This is a genomic window from Aquirufa sp. Wall-65K1 (assembly GCF_054558475.1).
In genome coordinates this window covers 208,165-227,997 of sequence record NZ_JBPXKD010000001.1, presented here as the reverse complement: position 1 = coordinate 227,997, position 19,833 = coordinate 208,165, and the positions used below count along the sequence as shown (strand labels likewise).

Below are 19,833 nucleotides of genomic sequence, written 5' to 3'. Positions count from 1 at the left end.
AAATGCTTCAAATGAAGGAAATATCCACTTTCTTTAGTGTCATTATTCCTGTATACAATCGTCCACACGAGTTGGATGAACTACTGACATGTTTGGTTCAACAAAAATACCAGCCATTCGAAGTCCTCGTAATAGAAGATGGTTCCACCATTTCATCCAATGAAATCGTAAAAAGCTACGCCTCTAAATTAGATATCCAATATTTTTATAAAGAAAATGGCGGACAAGGTTTTGCTCGAAACTATGCTTTTGAAAGGGCAAAAGGTGATTTTTTTATCATCTTGGATTCCGATGCTTTAATTGAACCTACTTATTTAGAGGAAGTAGAAAAAGGAATTCGAGAAAAGAATCTTGATTTATTCGGTGGACCGGATAAAGATCATCCAAGCTTTACTCCTATTCAAAAAGCCATAAGTTTTAGTATGACCAGCCTATTTACCACAGGTGGAATTCGTGGGAAGGAAAAGAACGTAGGTGGAACATTTCATCCTAGAAGTTTTAATATGGGTATTTCCCGAAAAGTTTGGGAAGCTACTCAAGGATTTAAAATCACCCGGATGGGGGAAGATATAGAATTCAGTATCCGTTGTTTATCCTTAGGTTTCAAATCGGCCATTTTACCCAAGGCTTTCATATACCATAAAAGACGCACTGATTTTGCTCAATTTTATAAGCAATTGCATTTTTTTGGTAGAGCTAGAATCAATATCTCCCGCTTCTTTCCGAATGAGTTAAAATGGGTTCATTTTTTTCCAGCTTGCTATCTGATCGGATTACTCTTTGTAGGACTTAACTTATTAGTATTCCCAAGTTTTGGAAAATACTTAAGTGGATTTGTCTTGTTGTATTGGTTGGGGATCTTGATAGATTCACTCGTTCAAACAAAAAGCTTTAAAATAGCAATCCTTGGCCTTATCGCAGCTAACATTCAGTTAATTGCCTATGGCCAAGGATTTCTAGAAGAGGCTTGGAAAAAAATTACCAATAAGCCTTCTTAAGTAAGTAATTCTGCACGTAATCTTTTACACCATCCTCTAGTGTATGAAAAGGCTGCGTGAAACCAATTTGACGTAATTTATCCATATTCGCTTCAGTAAAATATTGGTATTTATCACGTATATCCAATGGCGTATCTATGTAGTTAATCACAGCTTCCTTACCCATGGCTGCAAAAGTAGCTTTCCCTAAATCATTAAATGAACGTGCAATGCCAGTACCTAAATTATAAATTCCCGAATTCTTACGATGTTCCATAAAGAATATACAAACATCGATTAAGTCTTTGACATAAATAAAATCACGCATCTGTTCTCCATCCCCATAATCAGGTCTATGGGATCTAAAAAGATTAAGGCTACCTTTTTCATTAATTTGACGAAACGCATGCCAAATGACAGAAGCCATTCTTCCTTTATGGTATTCATTGGGTCCATACACATTGAAAAACTTCAAACCAGCCCAAAAGAAAGGTTTCTTTTCTTGTTGTAATGCCCAAATGTCAAAATCATTTTTAGAATCTCCGTACGGGTTTAAAGGCTTTAAACCTGGAATTTTACTTTCATCATCATCATACCCCAATTCCCCTAAACCATAGGTAGCGGCTGAAGAAGCATAAACTAGGGGAATTTGATATTCCACACAACGATTCCAAATTTCTTTAGAATAATTCACATTTAAATCATCAAAAATAGATTTATCAAACTCCGTAGTATCAGTACGGGCACCAATGTGAAAAATAAATTCTACTTCTCGGAAATTCGAATCTAACCATGAAAAAAACTGAGTCCTTTCAACTTTTTCTTTGATTTTTTTACCGAATAAATTTTTGTTTTTCTCTTCAAAAGAAAAATCATCCACTGCGATAATGTAATTGAAATTTAACTCATTCAGTTTTTGAATTAAACAACTACCAATGAATCCAGCAGCTCCTGTAACAATGATCATAATTAAATAGATTATATAGATTTAGCCTTCAAATTTACGTAGAATCCCAATAGCATTCCATACCTTTGTAGAATTAATGGTGATTCTGCTAATGTTTTCCCAGTTCACCTTCACTTTAAACAACTGAAAACAATGGTTTACGTCATCCGTAAGGAACATTTTAATGCCGCTCATCGGCTATATAATCCCAACTGGTCTGAAGAAAAGAATGAGGAAGTTTTTGGTCCATGTGCCAATAAAAATTGGCATGGCCATAATTTTGAATTAATCGTGACGGTGAAAGGAAATCCTGATCCTGAAACAGGATTTGTATTTGATCTAAAAGAATTGGGTAAATTAATTAAGAAGGAGATTATAGACAAAGTAGATCACAAAAACTTAAATATGGACGTAGATTTTATGAGGGGTAAATTAGCCAGTTGTGAAAATCTAGTCATGGAATTTTGGAAAATTTTAGCTCCTAAAATCAAATCTGCATCTACCAGTGCTGAATTGCATAAAATCCATTTAGTGGAAACCAATAAAAACTCAGTAGAATACTACGGAGAAAATTAATGAAGTATTTCATATTAGCAGGAGAAAAATCAGGCGATTTACATGGTTCCAAATTAATCAAGGAGCTATTGGCATTAGACCCAACTGCTAGTATACAAGCCTGGGGCGGTGATGATATGCAAGAAGCAGGTGCTGAAGTACTTATTCACCATAAAGAATTGGCTATAATGGGCCTTCTAGGTGTATTACAAAATATTCAACGACTAAAAGGTTTATTTCAAAAATTCAAAAATCAGATTCAATCCTTTCAGCCGGATACAATCATCTTCATAGATTATGGTGGATTCAATCTAAAAGCAGCCAGAATAGCTAAATTACAAGGATTTCACACCCAATTTTATATAGCACCCAAAGTCTGGGCATGGAATAAAGGCCGTGTTGACGTTATTAAAAAATGGATTGACGAATTATATGTCATTTTCCCTTTTGAGAAAAAACTATTTGAAGAACAGGGCATATCGACACATTATGTGGGAAATCCCTTAAAAGATTCGATTGACAGTTTTCATCCTAATCCCTATTTTGAAGCTCAAAATAAGATACAGCATCCTTGTGTAGCTCTATTGGCAGGGAGTAGAAAGCAAGAAATTTTAGTGGCCTTGCCCATCTTTCATGAATTAAAATTGGCTTTCCCTCACGTACATTTTTATGTTGCAGGATTATCTGATTGGAAGTCCATTTATAACTCATATGATTTAGATGTCATTTATGATGACACATATAACTTACTGCAAGTTTCCAAAGCTGCAATTGTCACCTCCGGTACAGCTACTTTAGAAACAGCTTTATTGCAGGTTCCCCAAATTGTAGTTTATAAGACTGACTGGCTATTTTACTCTTTAGCCAAATTAGTGGTTAAAATAAAATTCATTTCTTTAGTAAACATTATCTTGGGAAAGGAGGCTGTACCCGAAATGATTCAATCAAAGTTTACGGCTTCTCATATAGCGCTAAAATTGAAGCAATTACTTGAAAGTGGCTCAAGTACGAGAAAAAAACAATTGGAATTATATCAAGAATTGGTACAAATCATCGGGCCATCTGGAGCTTCAAAAAAATCAGCTAAACTAATGTTTGAATCAGCATTGGCTTTTCAAGCTAAATAATTTTTAATCCAAGATTTTTGGGTACCAGGAATGGATTTATAATATTGAGCTATCACTTTTTTATCTACCTCAAAATCACCACTAGGGTAAAAAGGGTCATTAATTTGTACACATTTATTGACGTAATCAAAACCCACCATTATAATAGGAATATTTGCTTGAACAGCAATATGATAAAAGCCTGTTTTTAATTCCTGAACATCTTTTCGGGTTCCTTCAGGTGCTAATGCAGCATGGAAATATTTATTTGCTTGGTAAATATCCACGATGGCACTTACTAAATTTTGATTTTTTGACCTATCAACCGGATAGCCTCCCAACCAACGAAAAAGCCAACCAAAAGCTCCTTTAAACAATTCTTTCTTTCCCCAAAAATAGATTTTCATATCCAATAAAGACCTCACTCCCAAACCAATAGGAAAATCCACCCATGTGGCATGTGGGCATACAATAACTATACTTTTGGGAATATCTCTGGGTATATTTCCTTTCATCTTCCAACCCATTCCAGTAAAGAACCAATCGAACAAAGCAGATTTTATGAGCATAATTGCAATAAATAGGAGTCAATTTGTTTTAAAGAACACGAAGGATTAATGAGCACTCCATCAATGCCTACTCGTTTTGCTGATTCAATATTATGAAAATTATCATCAAAAAAAACTAGTTGATCTGGTTTTAAGGATAATTCATTCAGAACATGGTGATAAATATTTTCATCTGGCTTAATCATTCCTAAGTCAAAGGAAAAAAAGGTTTTTCTAAATAATGCAAACAGACTTTCACCTTCAGGCCCCAGGGGCACCTGAGTAAATTGCTGAGCATGAATAGAACTAGTATTACTTAATAAGTATATGGGGAATTTTTTACCTACATTTTCTAGCCAAGCATAAACAACTGGGTGAAAATCCAATAATAAAGCAGAAAAAGCTTGGTCAAATTGTTCATCTGAACAATCTAGAAATAAAGCATTTCGAAGTGAATCTCTAAATGCTGCGTCTGATTGCAAACCACTTTCATAATTTGCCCATAAGGCCTCATTATGGGTTATTTCTTTGATTTCTTCGGCCGTGTATCGAGAAGAAAAATTCGCAAAAGATTGATACGTTTTATCTAAATCTATGGGTAATAAAACATTCCCTAAATCAAATAGCAGAGATGGAACAGATGATGGCATATCATTTATTCAACAAAAACACCCATTTTACCGTACTTATCTATACGAGCATCAATACGTGCACGAGAATCCATGGCACAAAGCTTTTTCAACTCCTCCTTGATTACAGCTTTCATCTTCGCTGCTGCTGCATCGGGATCTAAATGAGCACCACCTAGCGGCTCTGGTATAATTCCATCGATTAAACCATTTTGCTCCATATCATTGGCAGTCAATTTTAATGCTTCAGCCGCTTGCTCCTTATAATTCCATGATCTCCATAAAATAGAAGAACAGGATTCAGGTGAAATAACTGAATACCAAGTATTTTCCATCATCAAAACGCGGTCACCAACAGCTATACCTAATGCACCGCCTGATGCTCCTTCACCAATGATGATACAAATAACAGGCACTTTTAACATAAACATATCGCGAATATTGCGCGCAATAGCTTCCCCCTGACCCCTTTCTTCGGCTTCTAGGCCTGGAAATGCCCCTGGAGTATCTATTAAGCAGACAATAGGCTTATTGAATTTCTCAGCCATTTTCATAAGACGCAAAGCCTTACGATATCCTTCTGGATTGGGCATACCAAAATTACGATACTGCCTTTGTTTGGTATTACGACCTTTTTGTTGGCCTATAAACATAACAGAAAATTCTCCATCTATATTTCCAAATCCACCAACCATGGCCTTATCATCGGCTACCGAGCGATCACCATGTATTTCAATGAATTCTTCACAAATTTTTTCAATATAATCGAATGTGTAAGGACGATCAGGATGTCTAGATAACTGAACCCTTTGCCAACGAGTTAAATTAGAAAATGTCTCTTTTTTCAATTCTAGAATTTTTTCTGTCAATGATTGAACCGTAGCAGTAACATCGACATTATTTTCAATTGCTAATTTGCGCATTTCTATCAACTTATCCTCTAATTCAGCAATTGGCTTTTCAAATTCTAATAATGTTCTCATAGTAGATGTTAATTTCAATTGTAAAATTATCAATTAAAGAATGAAAGTTTGATTCTTTTCAGGAAAAATAACTTCCTGATATCCCAAATTTGTTAACTCTTCTTTGAATTCTACCATACTTTCCTCTTCCCCATGTGATAAAAATACTTTTTTAAGCGTACTAGGGCTTTGAACTTTAACAAAATCCAACAAACCTAATTTATCAGCATGGCCTGAAAATACGTCGATTTTACGAATTTGAGCATGAACTTTATATTCGCGGTCACGTACTTGAATATGGTCTGTTCCTGCTAATAATTGCCTTCCTAAAGTCCCTTCTGCCGCATATCCTATTAATAAAATGGTACAATAGGTATTCGAAATATTATCGGCAATATGTGTTTCCACTCTACCACCAGAAATCATTCCAGAAGAAGAAATGATAATGCATGGTTCATAGTAATTTTTAATGGCCCTACTTTCCTTTTCAGTTTGAAGAAATTTCAAATTGTCAAAATCAAATAATTCATCATATTCAGCTTGAAATTCCCTGGCCTCTTGATTTAGATAAGAAGAATATTTGGTATAAATCCGAGTCGAACTTTTCCCCATGGGACTATCCGTAAATACCCGAATGGCAGGAAAATTATCCTCTTCAATCAAACGATTTAGCGTGTATAAAACAGCTTGGGTTCTTCCTACTGAAAATGCTGGAATAATTAACCTTCCAGGTTTGTCGATACAGGTGGCTTTAATGATATCACCTAATGCTTTTTTCGTACTTTCTTTGTCTTCGTGGATACGATTACCATAAGTAGTTTCACAAACCAAATAATCACAAGGAGGCATGGTTTGGGGATCTATGTGCAAAGGATAGTTTTTACGACCTACATCACCACTAAAACCAATGGTTTTTTTCTCTCCATTTTCTGTAATACCCAAATGTACGTGAGCCGCTCCTAAAAGGTGCCCAGCAGGAATAAACGTGATTTCTAGGTTTTCTGTAGCCCTGAATTTCTTACTAAATGGGATGGTAATAAAATGATTTACAGAATGTTCTACATCTTTTTGTAAATACAAATCACCTTTACGTAAAAGGCGATCCATTTGTTTGTGTTTTTTTCGACTTTCTCCCTGGGCCGCTTTCAATTTCCGCAAATGCAAATTTGCCGAGTCCATCAATAGCAATTCAGCCAATTCTGCAGTCGGTGGAGTACAAAGAACTTGCCCTTCATAACCCTCTCGATATAACATGGGAATATTACCAGAATGGTCTATATGAGCATGCGTAAGAATTACTAAATTAATCAGGGAGGCATCAAAAGGAAAAAAAGCTTTATTTTCATAAGGCTCATCAAAATCAATTTCCCTCTCCATATCCGTACCACAATCAATCAATATCTTAAAGCCATCTTCTAACTCTAACAAGAACATACTTCCTGTTACTTGTTTGGCCGCTCCTAAAAATTGTAGCTTCATAAAATTAAATAAATAGGGGCTCAAAGAGCCCCTGATACATGACAAAAATACAGCTTTTTCGTGAATTAGAAATGCCTATTTTACTTGCGTAGCAAATTCAGCCTGCATTTTATCTAAAACATCTTTACTTAATTGTTTATCTGCAATGACAGTTCTGTATCTAAATGTAACAGATTCTCCTTTTTTCAAAGTCAAATTACGCTCATCTTTACCATTACTAAAAACTTTAGCCCCTAAAGGATTCACAGCAAATAATCCGTAACCTCTGGCATGCCAATAGCTAGGATAACTAACATTTGCTGGGTGATCTAAAATGGCAATATTAATGGGATGATTATCTAAAACACCCTTTAAATTCATCCATTTGGCTCTTGTACTCCAAACTTTTTCTCCAGTGATACCCTCACTACTTTCATAATCTCCACTGACACCTGTATTATCAAGAACCGGCACTTTAGTCTCAACACCATGTGCATCCGTAAAAATATCAGGCTTATTGGAAGGGATTTCCAATTGACGAGCAACACGAATAGCAAACATGCCATCTTTCACATCTTTGAATAAGACTGTTTCAGCTAGGGCAGTCAAAGTAGTTATACGGTCAATCACACGGATATCGGAGGTTCCAGAAAATGCATAGGTAGTTTTTTCCGCTAAAACCTTTGCTCCTTTTCCATCGCTATCAATCCATGTAGCCGAAACTCCTAATTCTCCTTTGTCTTTTCCACCTTTCATGTTCAAAATTTGCTCATGAACTATGGTTCCAAATTTATGGCTCTTCATTCCCTCCGAAATGTTATTGGAATTATTCCAATAGTCAAAACCATTTACATCTTCATAGTTTAACCACATACCTACATGGTGAGGATGATCAGTTCGCTCGCCCGGACGAATAGCCACTGGATACCCACGGGTAATGGTACTACCTTTGGCACTTAAAATAGGGAAAAGCACCGCCTTTTTTAAAACAGATTCACCGGGAAAGAAATAAGAAGTGAAATATTTGCCTCCTACTAATACGTCAATCTTCTTTTCCGCATCGTTTTTCTTGAAGCTAACCGATTGATTTTGAGCATTTACCTGAAAAGCTAGGCAAGTAGATAAGATTAAAAATAGTTTTTTCATAAAAATAAGTTTAAAGTAAAATTCCGAGAATGACTCCTCGGAATTTTACAAAATAACAAAATCAATTTGATATTAATAGCCTGGATTTTGAGGAAAACCTGTAGAAGTACCTTCCGCTCTATCAATTTGTAATTGAGGAATAGGTCTTAACACATGGTGGGCTTTAATATACGGTGCTGCTTGTGGGTTATGAAGCTTTACACGCTCAATCAAATTACCCCAGCGTGCTAAATCAAACCAACGAGATTGTTCACCTAACAATTCACGCTCACGCTCATCCATAACGAAATTTACATTTAACTGATCAGCTGTAATTAACATAGCAGATTCCTTTCCTGGCCATGCTGCACGACGGCGTATCACATTATATGTATTAACGGCATCAGAAATAGCACCAGAGAAATATTGAGCTTCAGCGAGCATCAAATACGTATCAGCTAAGCGGAATGCGATGAAATCACGTCCACCTTCAAATTGAGTACGATCTACACGAGCGCCGTCAAAGTGCTTATTAATTGCAAGAAAAATACGCTCATCATAACGAGAAGGAACTAATACCTGATATTTCTTTTTAGCTCTTTCTGCCTCTGGCATTTCATAACCTGGTAAGAAAATAGCCGTATCCCCTAAGGCAAACGTAACCGTCTTCTTAGTTAAGTCAAAACTCGTGTTGTAGGTACCTGGTCTGTTGGACAGATAAGTATCTTTGAAAGTCTTTTTATAACGACTATCATTTTCTCTATCTTTAAAAACTACATCAAGAGTGTACTTTGTAGGTGCATAACGCTTAAATGGACGACCATTTTCAGTATCACGTTGCATGCCTGGCAATACATCGTATTCCATACCAAAAAATACGTGTGCATTATTTCCACCTGCATTGGTTAATGGATCACGGGTATATTGAATAGACCAAATAACCTCATTATTCATCTCATTTCCTTGTCTATGTACATCAGCAAAATTTGGCAATAATGAAATACCATAATTACTGATAACATTCTTCAAACTTGCAATAGCCTTTGCATAATCATCACTTGCTTTAGCAATTGAAGTAGCCTTAGTTAAATACACACGACCTAATAGGTGCTCTGCTCCTGCACGAGTGATACGTCCATAATCAGCAGATCTTGCTTTATTTTCTAAATCAGGTAAAGCTTCTGTTAGGTCTTTAATGATTTGTGCATATTGTTGAGCAACCGTACTACGCTTAACTACTTTAGTTGGAGCCAAAGTTTCAGTTAAACGTAAATCCACACCGCCAAATAGTTGAGTCAAAATAAAATAATGATGAGCTCTAATAAATTTAGCCTCTGCTACACGTTGTTTTTTTACTGCATCCGCTAAACCAGTCACCGCTGGAGCACGTTCTATGATGGCATTACAAGTATTGATACCTTGATAAAAATCAGTCCAAACTTCTGCAACTAAACCATTTCTGGTATCAAAATCAGTTGTATACGTATTCATGAATTTCCAGCTACCATCAGCCCCATTGGTATATGAATCCGTTCCAAAAATAGTAAGGTTCATTCCACGTTCTGTACCATACCAAGAGCGCATGGTAGAGTATGCGGCACTAGTAGCATCATTTAAACCTTTGGCTGTATTGATGTAATCATTACCAATACGTGATACTACATTTTCTGTAAGCAAATCATTACAAGATTGTAAACCTAAACCTAGTGTTCCAATCAATCCTAAATTTGCTAATAAACTTATTTTTTTAAATAATTTAAAGCTTTTCATATCTATTAATAGTTGAAATATTATTAAAATTTAAGATTTACACCAAAAGTAAGTATGCTTGTAGCAGGTGATACGTTGGTATTAACCTCACCACCACCAACACCTTGCTCACCATCTACGAATGTTTCTGGATCAATACCTTTATACTTTTGACGATACTCTGCCAAAATTAAAGGCTGCTGGATACTTGCATATACTCTAACACTTTCCATTTTCCATCTTTTAGCAACCTTATCAGGAATATTATAACCAATGTTAATATTTCTAATCTTAAAAAATGAACCTTCAAAGTAAGTTAAAGCACTTCCGTATTTAGGGAATTCTTGAGTTACTACAGGTTGAGGGAATTCATTGGTTGGATTGTTAGGCGTCCAATAGTTCAATGATAAGTTGTTGTAACGACCCGCTAATTGGTTTACGTTGTCATGAAAACGACTACGAATCATTTGACCAACACGAGCAAATACAAAGAATGATAAATCAAATCCCTTATAAGAGAAACGGTTAGTTAAACCAGCTGTAAAGGATGGAACAGCAGAACCCAAAATCTGACGATCATCTGCATTAATTTTACCGTCGTTGTTGAAGTCCTGAACCTTAATCTGACCCACTTTATCACCATATTTAGCAGCTTCGTCTTTTTCAGATGTTTGCCAAATACCAATCTTCTTGTAATCAAAGAAAACACTTAATGGTTGACCAATAAAACGACCAGCTCCCACATCATCTACTTTACCATTGGCTAACTCAATAATGGCTTCTCTATTTCTGTTGAAGATTAAATCCGAAGTCCATTGAAAATCACCTTTATCTACATTGACAGTTGATAAAGTTAACTCAAGACCTGTATTTTGAGTTTCTCCTACGTTAGTGGTAAAACCACCAAAACCAATGGAAGTAGGTAGTGGCTGTGGTGCCAACAAGTTAGTAGTATTTGTCACATAGTATTCAGCTGTACCAGAGATTCTTCCACGTAAGAAACTAAAATCTAAACCTACGTTTTTAGTAGTAGAAGTTTCCCAACGTAAATCTGGGTTACCAATGGTATTTGGACGATATCCGTAAGCAGCTGCATTATCCCAAGCATAAGCTGTTCTTCCTAATAAAGCTTGCGTTTGGTATGGAGTAATAGCTTGGTTACCAATAGCTCCCCAACTAGCACGAAGTTTCAACTGATCTATAGCAGTAATATCTTTGATAAATGGCTCTTCTGACATATTCCAACCAACAGCCACTGAAGGGAAAAGACCGAATTTTGTATTCGCTCCGAAACGAGATGAACCGTCAGCACGTAAAGTAGCAGTAATCAAATACTTTTCTTTGTAGTCATAGTTCAAACGACCCATGTATGAAAGTAAAGTCCATTCAATTAAGTCTGTATTAGCACCTGTAATCTGGCTTGCATCACCAAGACGGTGGTATGATTCAGATTCAGCTGGAACACCATTTACTGAAATGGATGTACGCTCATCACGATCACGTTGGATAGACTGTAAACCCGTAAAATTCAAGTTATGAACATCTTTGAATTTGCGGTTATACGTAATCACGTTTTCTAATGTCCAGTTAAACAAGAATTGTTCACTTATACTTGCCGTTGCATTACCACCACGGTTATTGTTAGTAAAAGCGCCAATAAAACGACCCGCACGACCGATGGTTAAGTCTGGTCCAAAGTTTACACGGTATTTTAAACCTTTCGCAATGTTCCATTCTCCATAAAGGCTGTTGAAAGTTCTGAAACGCTTATTTTCATCAATATTTGCTCCAGGAACAATCTCAGAAAATGGATTGGTTCTTAAACCGTCATTGGTAGGTAAGAATACTAAATTACCGTTAGCATCATAAGGCTCTCCTAGTGGATTCTCTTGCATCGCTCCACCAAGAATATTTAAGTTCTCTCCGTTACGAAGACTATTTACCACCAAAGTAGATAAACCAATTTTAATTTTATCATTGATTTGGTGATCTAAGTTCACTCGGAATGTATAACGAGTAAAATCTTGCATTTTAACTACACCAATATCATTGAAGTAGTTAGCAGAAATATTAAAGGTAGTTTTTTCTGATCCACCAGAAACAGATACTTGGTGGCTTTGGATAGCTCCAGCACGTAACATACCACCTACATAATCAGTACTTCTACCAGTAGCAATACTTGTTAACTCTCTAGGCTCAAATATTTTTGCATCATCAGCTGCAGTGGCAGCCCCTAAAGGATATTGACCTACGGCACGACGAGATTCACGCTTATATTCTGCAAATTCAGCACCATTCATAACTTGAATAGTTCCTAATTCTTGGTTTACACCATAATAAGAATCTACGGATACTACTGTTTTACCAGCTTTACCACGTTTAGTAGAGATAATAACGACACCATTGGCACCTCTAGAACCATAAATAGCCGTTGCAGAAGCATCCTTTAATACCTCCATAGATGTAATATCTGAAGGGTTAATATCATCAATACCTCCAGATAATGGAATACCATCTACTACGTATAATGGGTCATTGGATGCGTTAAAAGATCTACGTCCACGAATACGAATTTGTGGTCCAGCACCTGGTTTAGATCCAGGTTGCACTACGTCCACACCAGCTGCTCTACCTTGTAAAGCTTGTCTAGCATTCGTCACAGGAAGTTCAGAAATTTCCTTAGCCCCCACAGAAGAAATAGCTCCCGTCATTTGACTCTTTTTCTGAGTACCATAACCTACTACTACTACCTCACTTAAACTAGTGTTATCAGCAGCAAGTTTAACATCAATTTGGGTCTTAGAACCTACAGGAACCTCCTGTGGTAAATAACCCACCGATGAAATAACTAACACAGCCGAAGAAGATGCTGAAATTTTAAAATTTCCATTAGCATCAGAAGAAGTACCTGTTTTGGTTCCTTTAACTAAAACGGTAACTCCAGGAATTCCCATACCATCTTCAGCAGAAGTAATTTTTCCGCTAATAGATCGATCCTGAGCAAACAACTGAATTCCTAAAAAAACAAATACCATGCTTAATAGGAATTTTGAAAGTAATTTTTTTCTCATTTGTTCTAAAATAATAAGTTAATAAGAATGCAAAGTGTTTTGAATCCTACTCCATAATGCCTTGCTCTCATCAGGAGTTAGCTGGTCCTTAGGGTTTTGAGATTTTCTGTGTTGGTTCCAGTTTACAGCAGAAAATCTTAATAAAAATTTGTTAATGCGGGCTCGCATTAATCGCTTAAAGTAGTTTTTCTTTAATTCATTGTGGTGTAACATTTAAAGGTTTTTTTGTACAATTACTACATAAAGTAATTGTCTTAACCTTTTTACTCATTTTAATTTAAAATGCTACATTTTCGTAAACCATGAACTCTTTCATCTGACGAAGAGCTCCAAAGATTAAATTGTACACAGATTGTGGATTAATTTTCATGGATTGACTGATTTGTTCGGTATCCATGTTATGATAGAATTTCAAAGATATGGCTTCTCTTTGGCGCTTACTTAATTTTAGCATGCATTGCGACAATTGTTTATTAGTCGATAATTCATCTTCCATTCGAATCATCTGGTACTCTTGACTAAAATCACGATCGGCTGATTCTAAATAATAATTAGCGTGATGCTGGGCATTTTTTAATTGCCCATCTAAATGACGTACTAATTTACGTTTAATAGAAGCCATCAAATAAAATTTAACACTGGTTGTCGGACCAAGACTGGCATGATTACGCCATAGTTCAACAAATAAATCATGCAAACAATCCTTGATTAATTCTTTGTCGCTAGTAATACCCATGGAATAGGAATACAAGGGTTGTACAAAATGCTGATAAAGACAAGTAAAGGCTTGGTGGTCTCCATTTCTGAATTGATCCCATACTTCCACCTCATTAATGCTTTGTTTCATTGGTAGTCTGATTAATTGAACTATTACAAGTAGTAATTTAATTTTCACCTGAATATCACCATCAAGTGAAACTAATATAGACATAGGATTTATAATAATTCAATGAAAATCTTTAATTTTTTTCCGTAAACGTTTACGTAAACGTTTACAATTTTTGTCCATTAAAAAAAAGGGATAAAGCGGAGCAAAAAATGTACTAATTAATATTTCTCCCAAAAAAAATACCAAAAACTAAAAATTGACTATTTTTAAGTTTTCCAAATAAAATGAATCAACAAATTAAAAAATTAAACACCCTAGATGCCTCCATGCTGGTCATGGGTTCCATGATTGGATCGGGTATATTCTTAGTAAGTTCTGAGGTAGCAAGGCAAATTTCCAGCCCTTATATGTGGATAAGCACCTGGTTATTAACCAGTTTTCTCACCATCACTGGTGCCTATGCCTATGGAAAGTTATCTACCTTGTTTCCTCAAACCGGCGGCCAGTATATCTATTTGAAAGAAGCTTATTCTCCCATGACAGGATTTTTATTTGGATGGACCACATTCCTTGTCATACAGACCGGAACGATAGCAGCTGTAGCAGTGGCCTTTGCCAAATATACCGGGTTTCTGTTCCCAAGTATCATCAATGAAAATGCTCTTTTATTCAATTACATCAACAGTCAACAAATTTTAGCGGCAGCTTTAATTGCTCTTTTGACCTATTTTAATTTAAAAGGGATATCTTTTGCCTCCTTCATTCAAAATCTATTCACATTCACTAAAATTGGTGCCATCATTGTATTAATCCTAATAGGATTCTATGTTGGCATACAAAACGATTGGATTCATTTTACGGATTTTTTCAGAGAGGTCAAAACCTATGATGAACGCTCACAGCAATTTTTGTCGATTGAACCACTAACTCTAGCTAGCTTATTTGGAGTTGCCATGATTGGTCCATTATTTTCCTCTTCTGCCTGGAATAATGTTACTTTCGCCAGCCAAGATTTTGAAGATCCTAAAAAAACCATAGCCAAAGGATTGGTATATGGTTCTGCACTAGTCTGTTTACTGTACATACTGACCAATATTGCTTATTTAGGTATTTTACCTTTGGAAGGTAATCCATCTGGGGCAACAGCCTATGAGCGTGGTATTATGTTTGCAAGCCAGGACAGACTTGGTTCAGCAGCTTTACAAAGTGTTTTTGGTACCATTGGAGCTACCTTGATGGCCATATTTATTATGATATCAACCTTTGGATGCAACAATGGGATCATTTTAGCTGGAGGCAGGCTATTTGAGGCGATGGCTCTAGATAAATTATTCTTTTCAAAAGCCGCTCATTTAAATAAAAATGGTGCTCCATCCTATTCGCTAATCATTCAAGGAATTTGGGCCATTCTCCTGTGCTTTTCAGGTGGTTATGGCACTTTGTTGGACTTTACGGTATTTGCTATTTTGCTGTTCTATTTCCTTACTGTCATGTCGCTATACAAGGAAAAGATATCAAAAGGATTATTAAGCAATACCAACAAAATATTATTTGCGGTTTACCTAATAATCCTAGTAGCCATTGCAGCCAATTTATTATATGTCAAAACACTCTCTTCAACCATTGGATTAGGTCTTGTTGTATCTGGAGTGCCTTTTTATTATTTAATGAAAAGAAATCAAAGTAAGGATTGAGATTTAAACCATTTCATTAAGCTTTCGAACCAATCGTCGGTGGTGGTTTTGTTATTTAAACCAAAACCATGACCTCCTTTGGCATATACATGTAAATCAGCTGTGATATTAAGGTCGCTTAATTTCTCAACGTATATTAAGGAATTCTTAACAGGAACGGCTTTGTCATCCGCAGCATGAACTAAAAAAGCAGGAGGTGTTTGTGGGCTAACTTGTTCTTCGTTAGAAAACAAATGCAAATCTTCAGCTGTCATCTCTGGACCTATCAAATTTTTAGCAGAACCTTGGTGTCCAAAAGATCTAAAACTAATCACAGGGTACAATAAAATTTGAAAGTCTGGACGAAGATTGGCGCCATCGTTGATTCCTGTATAATCCTTGCTAAAATGAGTAGCCGCGCTAGAAGCTAAATGCCCTCCAGCAGAAAAACCCATGATTCCAATCTTTTTAGGATCAATTCCCCAGTCAGAAGCATGTTGCCGCGTTATACGAATAGCTTGTTGCGCATCCTGTAAAGGGGCAATTCTTTTATCAACCTGTCTTTTGGCATCAGGTAAACGATAAAACAATACAAGGGCATGAATCCCTCTTTCATTAAATTTCTTTGCAATGTCGGAACCCTCATGAGACGAAGCCAAAATGCCATAACCTCCACCTGGACAAACAATCACACAGGGTTTGTTCGCACCTGGACCTGCTGAATAAAATTGATAACTTGGAATAGTTACTTTGGCAATTCTTGAAATACCATTCGTAACAGCTACATTTTGCTCGTTTGGACCATCAATGTAATTGGGAATTACTCCCGAATATAATGCTTGGGGACTTTGAGCCATTAGACAAAAAGATAGATTTACGATGGAAAAAAGGCTTAATAAAAGTTTTTTCATGACTTAATAACAGGTTTAGTTTTATCTGTGGTAATTAAAACAACTGCCAATAGTATGAAAAAACTAGCAAATAATAAAATAGGATGTAACTCCTCCCCTAAGACTATATTACCTAAAATTAAGGCCACCACTGGATTTACATAAGTAAAAGTGGCTACCACAGCAGCATCACATTCTTTGGATAAATATCCAAATATGGAAAAACCAGCTAATGAGCCTATTAAGGTTAAATATAAAAAAACTGCCCAAGCCTTAAAGGGAACAACTGCTAGGTGCAACAAAGCTAAATCACCTTTTAGAGTACTGATAATCATCAATAATACACTACCGGTAATCATCTGTATGGCACAAACTTGAGTGAAATGATAACTATTTGCCTTGGTGGATTGAACACGAAAAACGGCTATATTCCAAGCAAATGCAGCGCCAATTAACAAGGCTATTCCTGTAAAAAACTGATCAGATTTGCCTGGTATGGACAAACCTTTTTGTGAACTCATGATGACTATTCCAATCAGTCCTAATAAAGTAGCCATGATTTTTTTTACACTCGGCTTTACCCCCTCCATCCAAAAGAATATCACTAATAGCAATGGACCTAGCGCCATAAATACAGCTGAAAATCCAGAAGGAACGATGGCACTAGCAATGGCTAAAGAAGCATTGTTGATGGTAATAAATAAAATACCAGCCATGATGTGTACTTTTAGGTGCTTTATGGGCATTTTAACCCAATGTTTACCTAAAATTGACCACAAAAACAGCAGAAACCCCGCGGTAAAATTCCTTCCATAGGAAATAAATAATGGAGGAAAATAATCAATCAAAATTCGAACACTAAGAAAGGTAGAGCCCCAAATAAGATAAAGTACACCTAATGCAATAATGCTAGGTAAACCCATGTCATTTTTTTTCTCCATGACTATTGTAATAAATCGGGTCTACGCTCTTGTGTTCGTTTAATCGATTGTTCATGACGCCAAGCTTCTATTTTTTTCTCATGCCCAGAAAGCAATACCTCTGGAACATCCATGCCTTTGAAACTTGCGGGACGTGTATAAACTGGCGGTGCCAATAAACCATCTTGAAATGAATCAGTTAATGCAGAACTTTCATCACCAATAGCCCCTGGAATTAGACGAATAATGGCATCAGCACAAACAGCTGCAGCTATTTCTCCTCCAGACAAAACATAATCTCCAATGGATATTTCACGGGTAACATATTTCTCACGAATCCTTTCATCTATTCCTTTATAATGCCCACAAATGAACAATATATTTTCCGACATGCTTAATTGATTCGCAATTCCTTGTTGAAATTTTTCGCCATCAGGAGTTAAAAAAATAATCTCTTGATAGGTTCTTTCTGCCATTAATTGATCTAAACAATTCGATAATGGTTCAACTGCGATAACCATACCTGCCCCTCCACCAAAAGGATAATCATCTACCTGCCTAAATTTTTTAGAAGAATAGTCGTGCAAATCGTGTAAATGAATGGATACTAATCCTGCTTGACTGGCTCTTTTACATATAGAATGTTCAAAGAAACTTTGCATCAAGGCCGGAACGACAGAAATAATATCAATTCGCATCATCTAAATAAACTTCTAAAAGGCCATCAGGTAAAATACTGTGAATCACCTTATTCTTTTTATCCACTTGGGGGATAATTTCGTCCATTAGCGGAATTAATACTTCTTTAGTCTGGTAATTCATAACCAAAACATCTTGCGCCCCAGTTGAATAAACTTCTTTGACTGTTCCTAAGGCACCATGATTTTTATCCACCACTTGATATCCTACAATTTCATGGTAATAAAATTGATTATCCTTGAGTTTGGGAAGCATGGAAACTGGTAAAAACAATTTGGTTCCTACTAATTCCTTGGCAGCATCTAAACTATCTATGCCCTCAAGTGTCATTAGATTAAGATTAGATCTTACCTGTAAATCAGTAATAAAATATGGTACCATTTCATTTCCTAGCTGTAAAAACACAGCATCTAAATCCTCGTATTCTTCTGGATCATCAACATCTAAATACACATGAAATGCACCTTTAATTCCATGAGGTTTAGATAAAGTTCCTAATTCAAAATATTCTGTTGCTGCCATAGGTACAAAAAAAAATCATACAAATCTGAATATCAAATTTGTATGATTTTAAATGAATTTAAAAATTATTCAGCTGCAGGAGCTTCTGCTTCTGGAGCAGCCTCTTCTGTTGCTGGTGTTTCTTCCGCAGCAGGAGCCTCTTCTGTGGCTGGTGCTTCTTCAGCAGCTACTTCAGCTACAACTGTTTCTTCTACTTCTTCAGAAGCATCATCATCTGTTTCATTGATTGCTTCAACTACACTTGCCACCAATGCCTCTTCTTCTACTTTGTTTTTAGCTGCAATAACTTCAGCACGAGCCGCAGAAACCTTAGCTTCAGCTGCTAAACGAGTAGCTTTTGACTTATCTTTAGAATCTTGGATGTTAGTTGACTTAGTTTGAATCTTAGTCTCTTTCTCAGCTTTCCAAGCTTCAAACTTAGCGTCTGCTTGCTCTTGAGTGATAGCACCTTTGATCACTCCTACCTGTAAGTGTTTTTTGTATAAAATACCACGGTAAGACAAAATCGCTTTCGCTGTATCCGTTGGTTGAGCTCCATTCATCACCCATTTAAGTGCTTTTGCATCGTTCAAGACGATAGTAGCAGGATTTGAATTTGGGTTATACGTACCAATTTTTTCAATAAAACGACCGTCGCGAGGTGCACGTGCATCTGCTACAACTAAGTCAAAAATTGCCAATTTCTTGCGTCCACGACGCGCTAGTCTGATTTTAACAGCCATTATGTGTTGGGTTATGAGGGATCTCGTCCCTCGAGTTTATAAAAATGTTTGCGAAATTAATGATTTTGGAGAGAAATTCCAAGCAAAAGAAAAAGAGAAAATAAATCTATAAGCCGAATTCTGTAAGCTGTAAAGCCTTCTTATCATTTATCTTGGATGAATATCACTATTCACCTCTAGCAATCTACCCGCTGACATCGGACGAGCAACCCTTTTGTCTTTCGACAGCCAGCCTATTTGATCTTGCAACTCGTGAGGTTTACCTATGCCTATTTTGTCACCAAAATAGCGGTGAGCTCTTACCTCGCCTTTTCACCCTTACCTCGAAAGGCGGTTATTTTCTGTGGCACTATCTGTAAGACTATTAAAATCTTCCTTCCTGTTAGGAAGCACGATGCTCTTTGTTGTTCGGACTTTCCTCTTTAAAAAAGCGATAAGACGATTTATTTTCT

At 36.3% G+C, this 19,833-nt stretch carries 18 protein-coding genes and 1 other RNA gene; 4 read left to right on the top strand and 15 right to left on the bottom strand.

What is annotated here, in order from left to right; genetic code table 11:
* Positions 1 to 11: 11 nt before the first annotated feature.
* Entirely contained in the window at positions 12 to 998 is a 987-nt protein-coding gene (locus ACST15_RS01030; RefSeq protein WP_459452799.1) for a glycosyltransferase family 2 protein, read from the top strand.
* Here ACST15_RS01030 and rfaD read toward each other — a convergent pair.
* Positions 979 to 1,944 (bottom strand): ADP-glyceromanno-heptose 6-epimerase, encoded by a 966-nt coding sequence (rfaD, locus tag ACST15_RS01025; protein WP_459452798.1) that lies wholly within the window; start codon positions 1,942 to 1,944, stop codon positions 979 to 981. The two genes, ACST15_RS01030 and rfaD, sit on opposite strands and share 20 nt — an antisense overlap.
* A gap of 132 nt (positions 1,945 to 2,076) precedes the next feature.
* On the opposite strand from rfaD, the gene ACST15_RS01020 reads away from it, so the two are divergent.
* Positions 2,077 to 2,499, top strand: coding sequence for a 6-pyruvoyl trahydropterin synthase family protein (locus ACST15_RS01020; RefSeq protein WP_459452797.1), 423 nt, complete (start codon positions 2,077 to 2,079; stop codon positions 2,497 to 2,499).
* Positions 2,499 to 3,605: a lipid-A-disaccharide synthase gene (gene lpxB, locus ACST15_RS01015; protein WP_459452796.1), complete on the top strand. Its 1,107-nt coding sequence runs from the start codon at positions 2,499 to 2,501 to the stop codon at positions 3,603 to 3,605. The genes ACST15_RS01020 and lpxB overlap by 1 nt, the downstream gene beginning before the upstream one ends.
* Here lpxB and ACST15_RS01010 read toward each other — a convergent pair.
* From ACST15_RS01010 to ACST15_RS00975, 8 genes are all read right to left on the bottom strand, one after another.
* Positions 3,593 to 4,153, bottom strand: a complete 561-nt coding sequence (locus tag ACST15_RS01010) for a 1-acyl-sn-glycerol-3-phosphate acyltransferase (RefSeq protein WP_459452795.1) — start codon at positions 4,151 to 4,153, stop codon at positions 3,593 to 3,595. The genes lpxB and ACST15_RS01010 overlap by 13 nt on opposite strands.
* Positions 4,144 to 4,782 carry an HAD family hydrolase gene (locus ACST15_RS01005; RefSeq protein WP_459452794.1) on the bottom strand — a complete coding sequence of 213 codons (639 nt, stop codon included), beginning with the start codon at positions 4,780 to 4,782 and terminating at the stop codon, positions 4,144 to 4,146. The genes ACST15_RS01010 and ACST15_RS01005 overlap by 10 nt, the downstream gene beginning before the upstream one ends.
* A 5-nt stretch (positions 4,783 to 4,787) precedes the next feature.
* On the bottom strand, positions 4,788 to 5,744 hold the full coding sequence (locus tag ACST15_RS01000; protein WP_459452793.1) for an acetyl-CoA carboxylase carboxyltransferase subunit alpha: 957 nt from the start codon (positions 5,742 to 5,744) through the stop codon (positions 4,788 to 4,790).
* Positions 5,745 to 5,777: 33 nt separating this feature from the next.
* Positions 5,778 to 7,202, bottom strand: a complete 1,425-nt coding sequence (locus ACST15_RS00995) for an MBL fold metallo-hydrolase RNA specificity domain-containing protein (protein ID WP_459452792.1) — start codon at positions 7,200 to 7,202, stop codon at positions 5,778 to 5,780.
* Between the two features lie 75 nt (positions 7,203 to 7,277).
* A complete protein-coding gene (locus ACST15_RS00990; RefSeq protein ID WP_459452791.1) occupies positions 7,278 to 8,327 on the bottom strand; it encodes a DUF6807 domain-containing protein in 1,050 nt (349 codons plus the stop codon).
* A gap of 72 nt (positions 8,328 to 8,399) precedes the next feature.
* Positions 8,400 to 10,076, bottom strand: coding sequence for a RagB/SusD family nutrient uptake outer membrane protein (locus ACST15_RS00985; RefSeq protein WP_459452790.1), 1,677 nt, complete (start codon positions 10,074 to 10,076; stop codon positions 8,400 to 8,402).
* Between the two features lie 23 nt (positions 10,077 to 10,099).
* On the bottom strand, positions 10,100 to 13,090 hold the full coding sequence (locus tag ACST15_RS00980) for a SusC/RagA family TonB-linked outer membrane protein (protein ID WP_459452789.1): 2,991 nt from the start codon (positions 13,088 to 13,090) through the stop codon (positions 10,100 to 10,102).
* A gap of 313 nt (positions 13,091 to 13,403) precedes the next feature.
* Complete coding sequence (locus ACST15_RS00975) at positions 13,404 to 13,973, bottom strand: RNA polymerase sigma factor (RefSeq protein ID WP_459452788.1); 570 nt, start codon at positions 13,971 to 13,973, stop codon at positions 13,404 to 13,406.
* Positions 13,974 to 14,239: 266 nt separating this feature from the next.
* Between ACST15_RS00975 and ACST15_RS00970 the strand changes: the two genes are divergently transcribed.
* Positions 14,240 to 15,649, top strand: a complete 1,410-nt coding sequence (locus ACST15_RS00970) for an APC family permease (RefSeq protein ID WP_459452787.1) — start codon at positions 14,240 to 14,242, stop codon at positions 15,647 to 15,649.
* Here ACST15_RS00970 and ACST15_RS00965 read toward each other — a convergent pair.
* From ACST15_RS00965 to rnpB, 6 genes are all read right to left on the bottom strand, one after another.
* Positions 15,634 to 16,539, bottom strand: a complete 906-nt coding sequence (locus tag ACST15_RS00965) for an alpha/beta hydrolase (protein ID WP_459452786.1) — start codon at positions 16,537 to 16,539, stop codon at positions 15,634 to 15,636. The genes ACST15_RS00970 and ACST15_RS00965 overlap by 16 nt on opposite strands.
* Entirely contained in the window at positions 16,536 to 17,459 is a 924-nt protein-coding gene (locus tag ACST15_RS00960; RefSeq protein ID WP_459452785.1) for an EamA family transporter, read from the bottom strand. Before ACST15_RS00960 ends, ACST15_RS00965 begins: the two co-directional genes overlap by 4 nt.
* Before the next feature lie 2 nt (positions 17,460 to 17,461).
* Positions 17,462 to 18,136, bottom strand: coding sequence for a tRNA (guanosine(37)-N1)-methyltransferase TrmD (trmD, locus tag ACST15_RS00955; RefSeq protein ID WP_459453230.1), 675 nt, complete (start codon positions 18,134 to 18,136; stop codon positions 17,462 to 17,464).
* On the bottom strand, positions 18,126 to 18,659 hold the full coding sequence (gene rimM / locus ACST15_RS00950) for a ribosome maturation factor RimM (RefSeq protein ID WP_459452784.1): 534 nt from the start codon (positions 18,657 to 18,659) through the stop codon (positions 18,126 to 18,128). The genes trmD and rimM overlap by 11 nt, the downstream gene beginning before the upstream one ends.
* Before the next feature lie 65 nt (positions 18,660 to 18,724).
* Entirely contained in the window at positions 18,725 to 19,381 is a 657-nt protein-coding gene (locus ACST15_RS00945; protein ID WP_459452783.1) for a 30S ribosomal protein S16, read from the bottom strand.
* Positions 19,382 to 19,474: 93 nt separating this feature from the next.
* Positions 19,475 to 19,831, bottom strand: an RNA gene (rnpB, locus tag ACST15_RS00940) — RNase P RNA component class A.
* Between the last annotated feature and the right edge of the window lie 2 nt (positions 19,832 to 19,833).

Coding starts and splice junctions, on each gene's coding strand:
- ACST15_RS01030 (WP_459452799.1), top strand. CDS start 12: ATGAAGGAAATATCCACTTTCTTTAGTGTCATTATTCCTGTATACAAT.
- rfaD (WP_459452798.1), bottom strand. CDS start 1,944: ATGATCATTGTTACAGGAGCTGCTGGATTCATTGGTAGTTGTTTAATT.
- ACST15_RS01020 (WP_459452797.1), top strand. CDS start 2,077: ATGGTTTACGTCATCCGTAAGGAACATTTTAATGCCGCTCATCGGCTA.
- lpxB (WP_459452796.1), top strand. CDS start 2,499: ATGAAGTATTTCATATTAGCAGGAGAAAAATCAGGCGATTTACATGGT.
- ACST15_RS01010 (WP_459452795.1), bottom strand. CDS start 4,153: ATGCTCATAAAATCTGCTTTGTTCGATTGGTTCTTTACTGGAATGGGT.
- ACST15_RS01005 (WP_459452794.1), bottom strand. CDS start 4,782: ATGCCATCATCTGTTCCATCTCTGCTATTTGATTTAGGGAATGTTTTA.
- ACST15_RS01000 (WP_459452793.1), bottom strand. CDS start 5,744: ATGAGAACATTATTAGAATTTGAAAAGCCAATTGCTGAATTAGAGGAT.
- ACST15_RS00995 (WP_459452792.1), bottom strand. CDS start 7,202: ATGAAGCTACAATTTTTAGGAGCGGCCAAACAAGTAACAGGAAGTATG.
- ACST15_RS00990 (WP_459452791.1), bottom strand. CDS start 8,327: ATGAAAAAACTATTTTTAATCTTATCTACTTGCCTAGCTTTTCAGGTA.
- ACST15_RS00985 (WP_459452790.1), bottom strand. CDS start 10,076: ATGAAAAGCTTTAAATTATTTAAAAAAATAAGTTTATTAGCAAATTTA.
- ACST15_RS00980 (WP_459452789.1), bottom strand. CDS start 13,090: ATGGTATTTGTTTTTTTAGGAATTCAGTTGTTTGCTCAGGATCGATCT.
- ACST15_RS00975 (WP_459452788.1), bottom strand. CDS start 13,973: ATGAAACAAAGCATTAATGAGGTGGAAGTATGGGATCAATTCAGAAAT.
- ACST15_RS00970 (WP_459452787.1), top strand. CDS start 14,240: ATGAATCAACAAATTAAAAAATTAAACACCCTAGATGCCTCCATGCTG.
- ACST15_RS00965 (WP_459452786.1), bottom strand. CDS start 16,539: ATGAAAAAACTTTTATTAAGCCTTTTTTCCATCGTAAATCTATCTTTT.
- ACST15_RS00960 (WP_459452785.1), bottom strand. CDS start 17,459: ATGGAGAAAAAAAATGACATGGGTTTACCTAGCATTATTGCATTAGGT.
- trmD (WP_459453230.1), bottom strand. CDS start 18,136: ATGCGAATTGATATTATTTCTGTCGTTCCGGCCTTGATGCAAAGTTTC.
- rimM (WP_459452784.1), bottom strand. CDS start 18,659: ATGGCAGCAACAGAATATTTTGAATTAGGAACTTTATCTAAACCTCAT.
- ACST15_RS00945 (WP_459452783.1), bottom strand. CDS start 19,381: ATGGCTGTTAAAATCAGACTAGCGCGTCGTGGACGCAAGAAATTGGCA.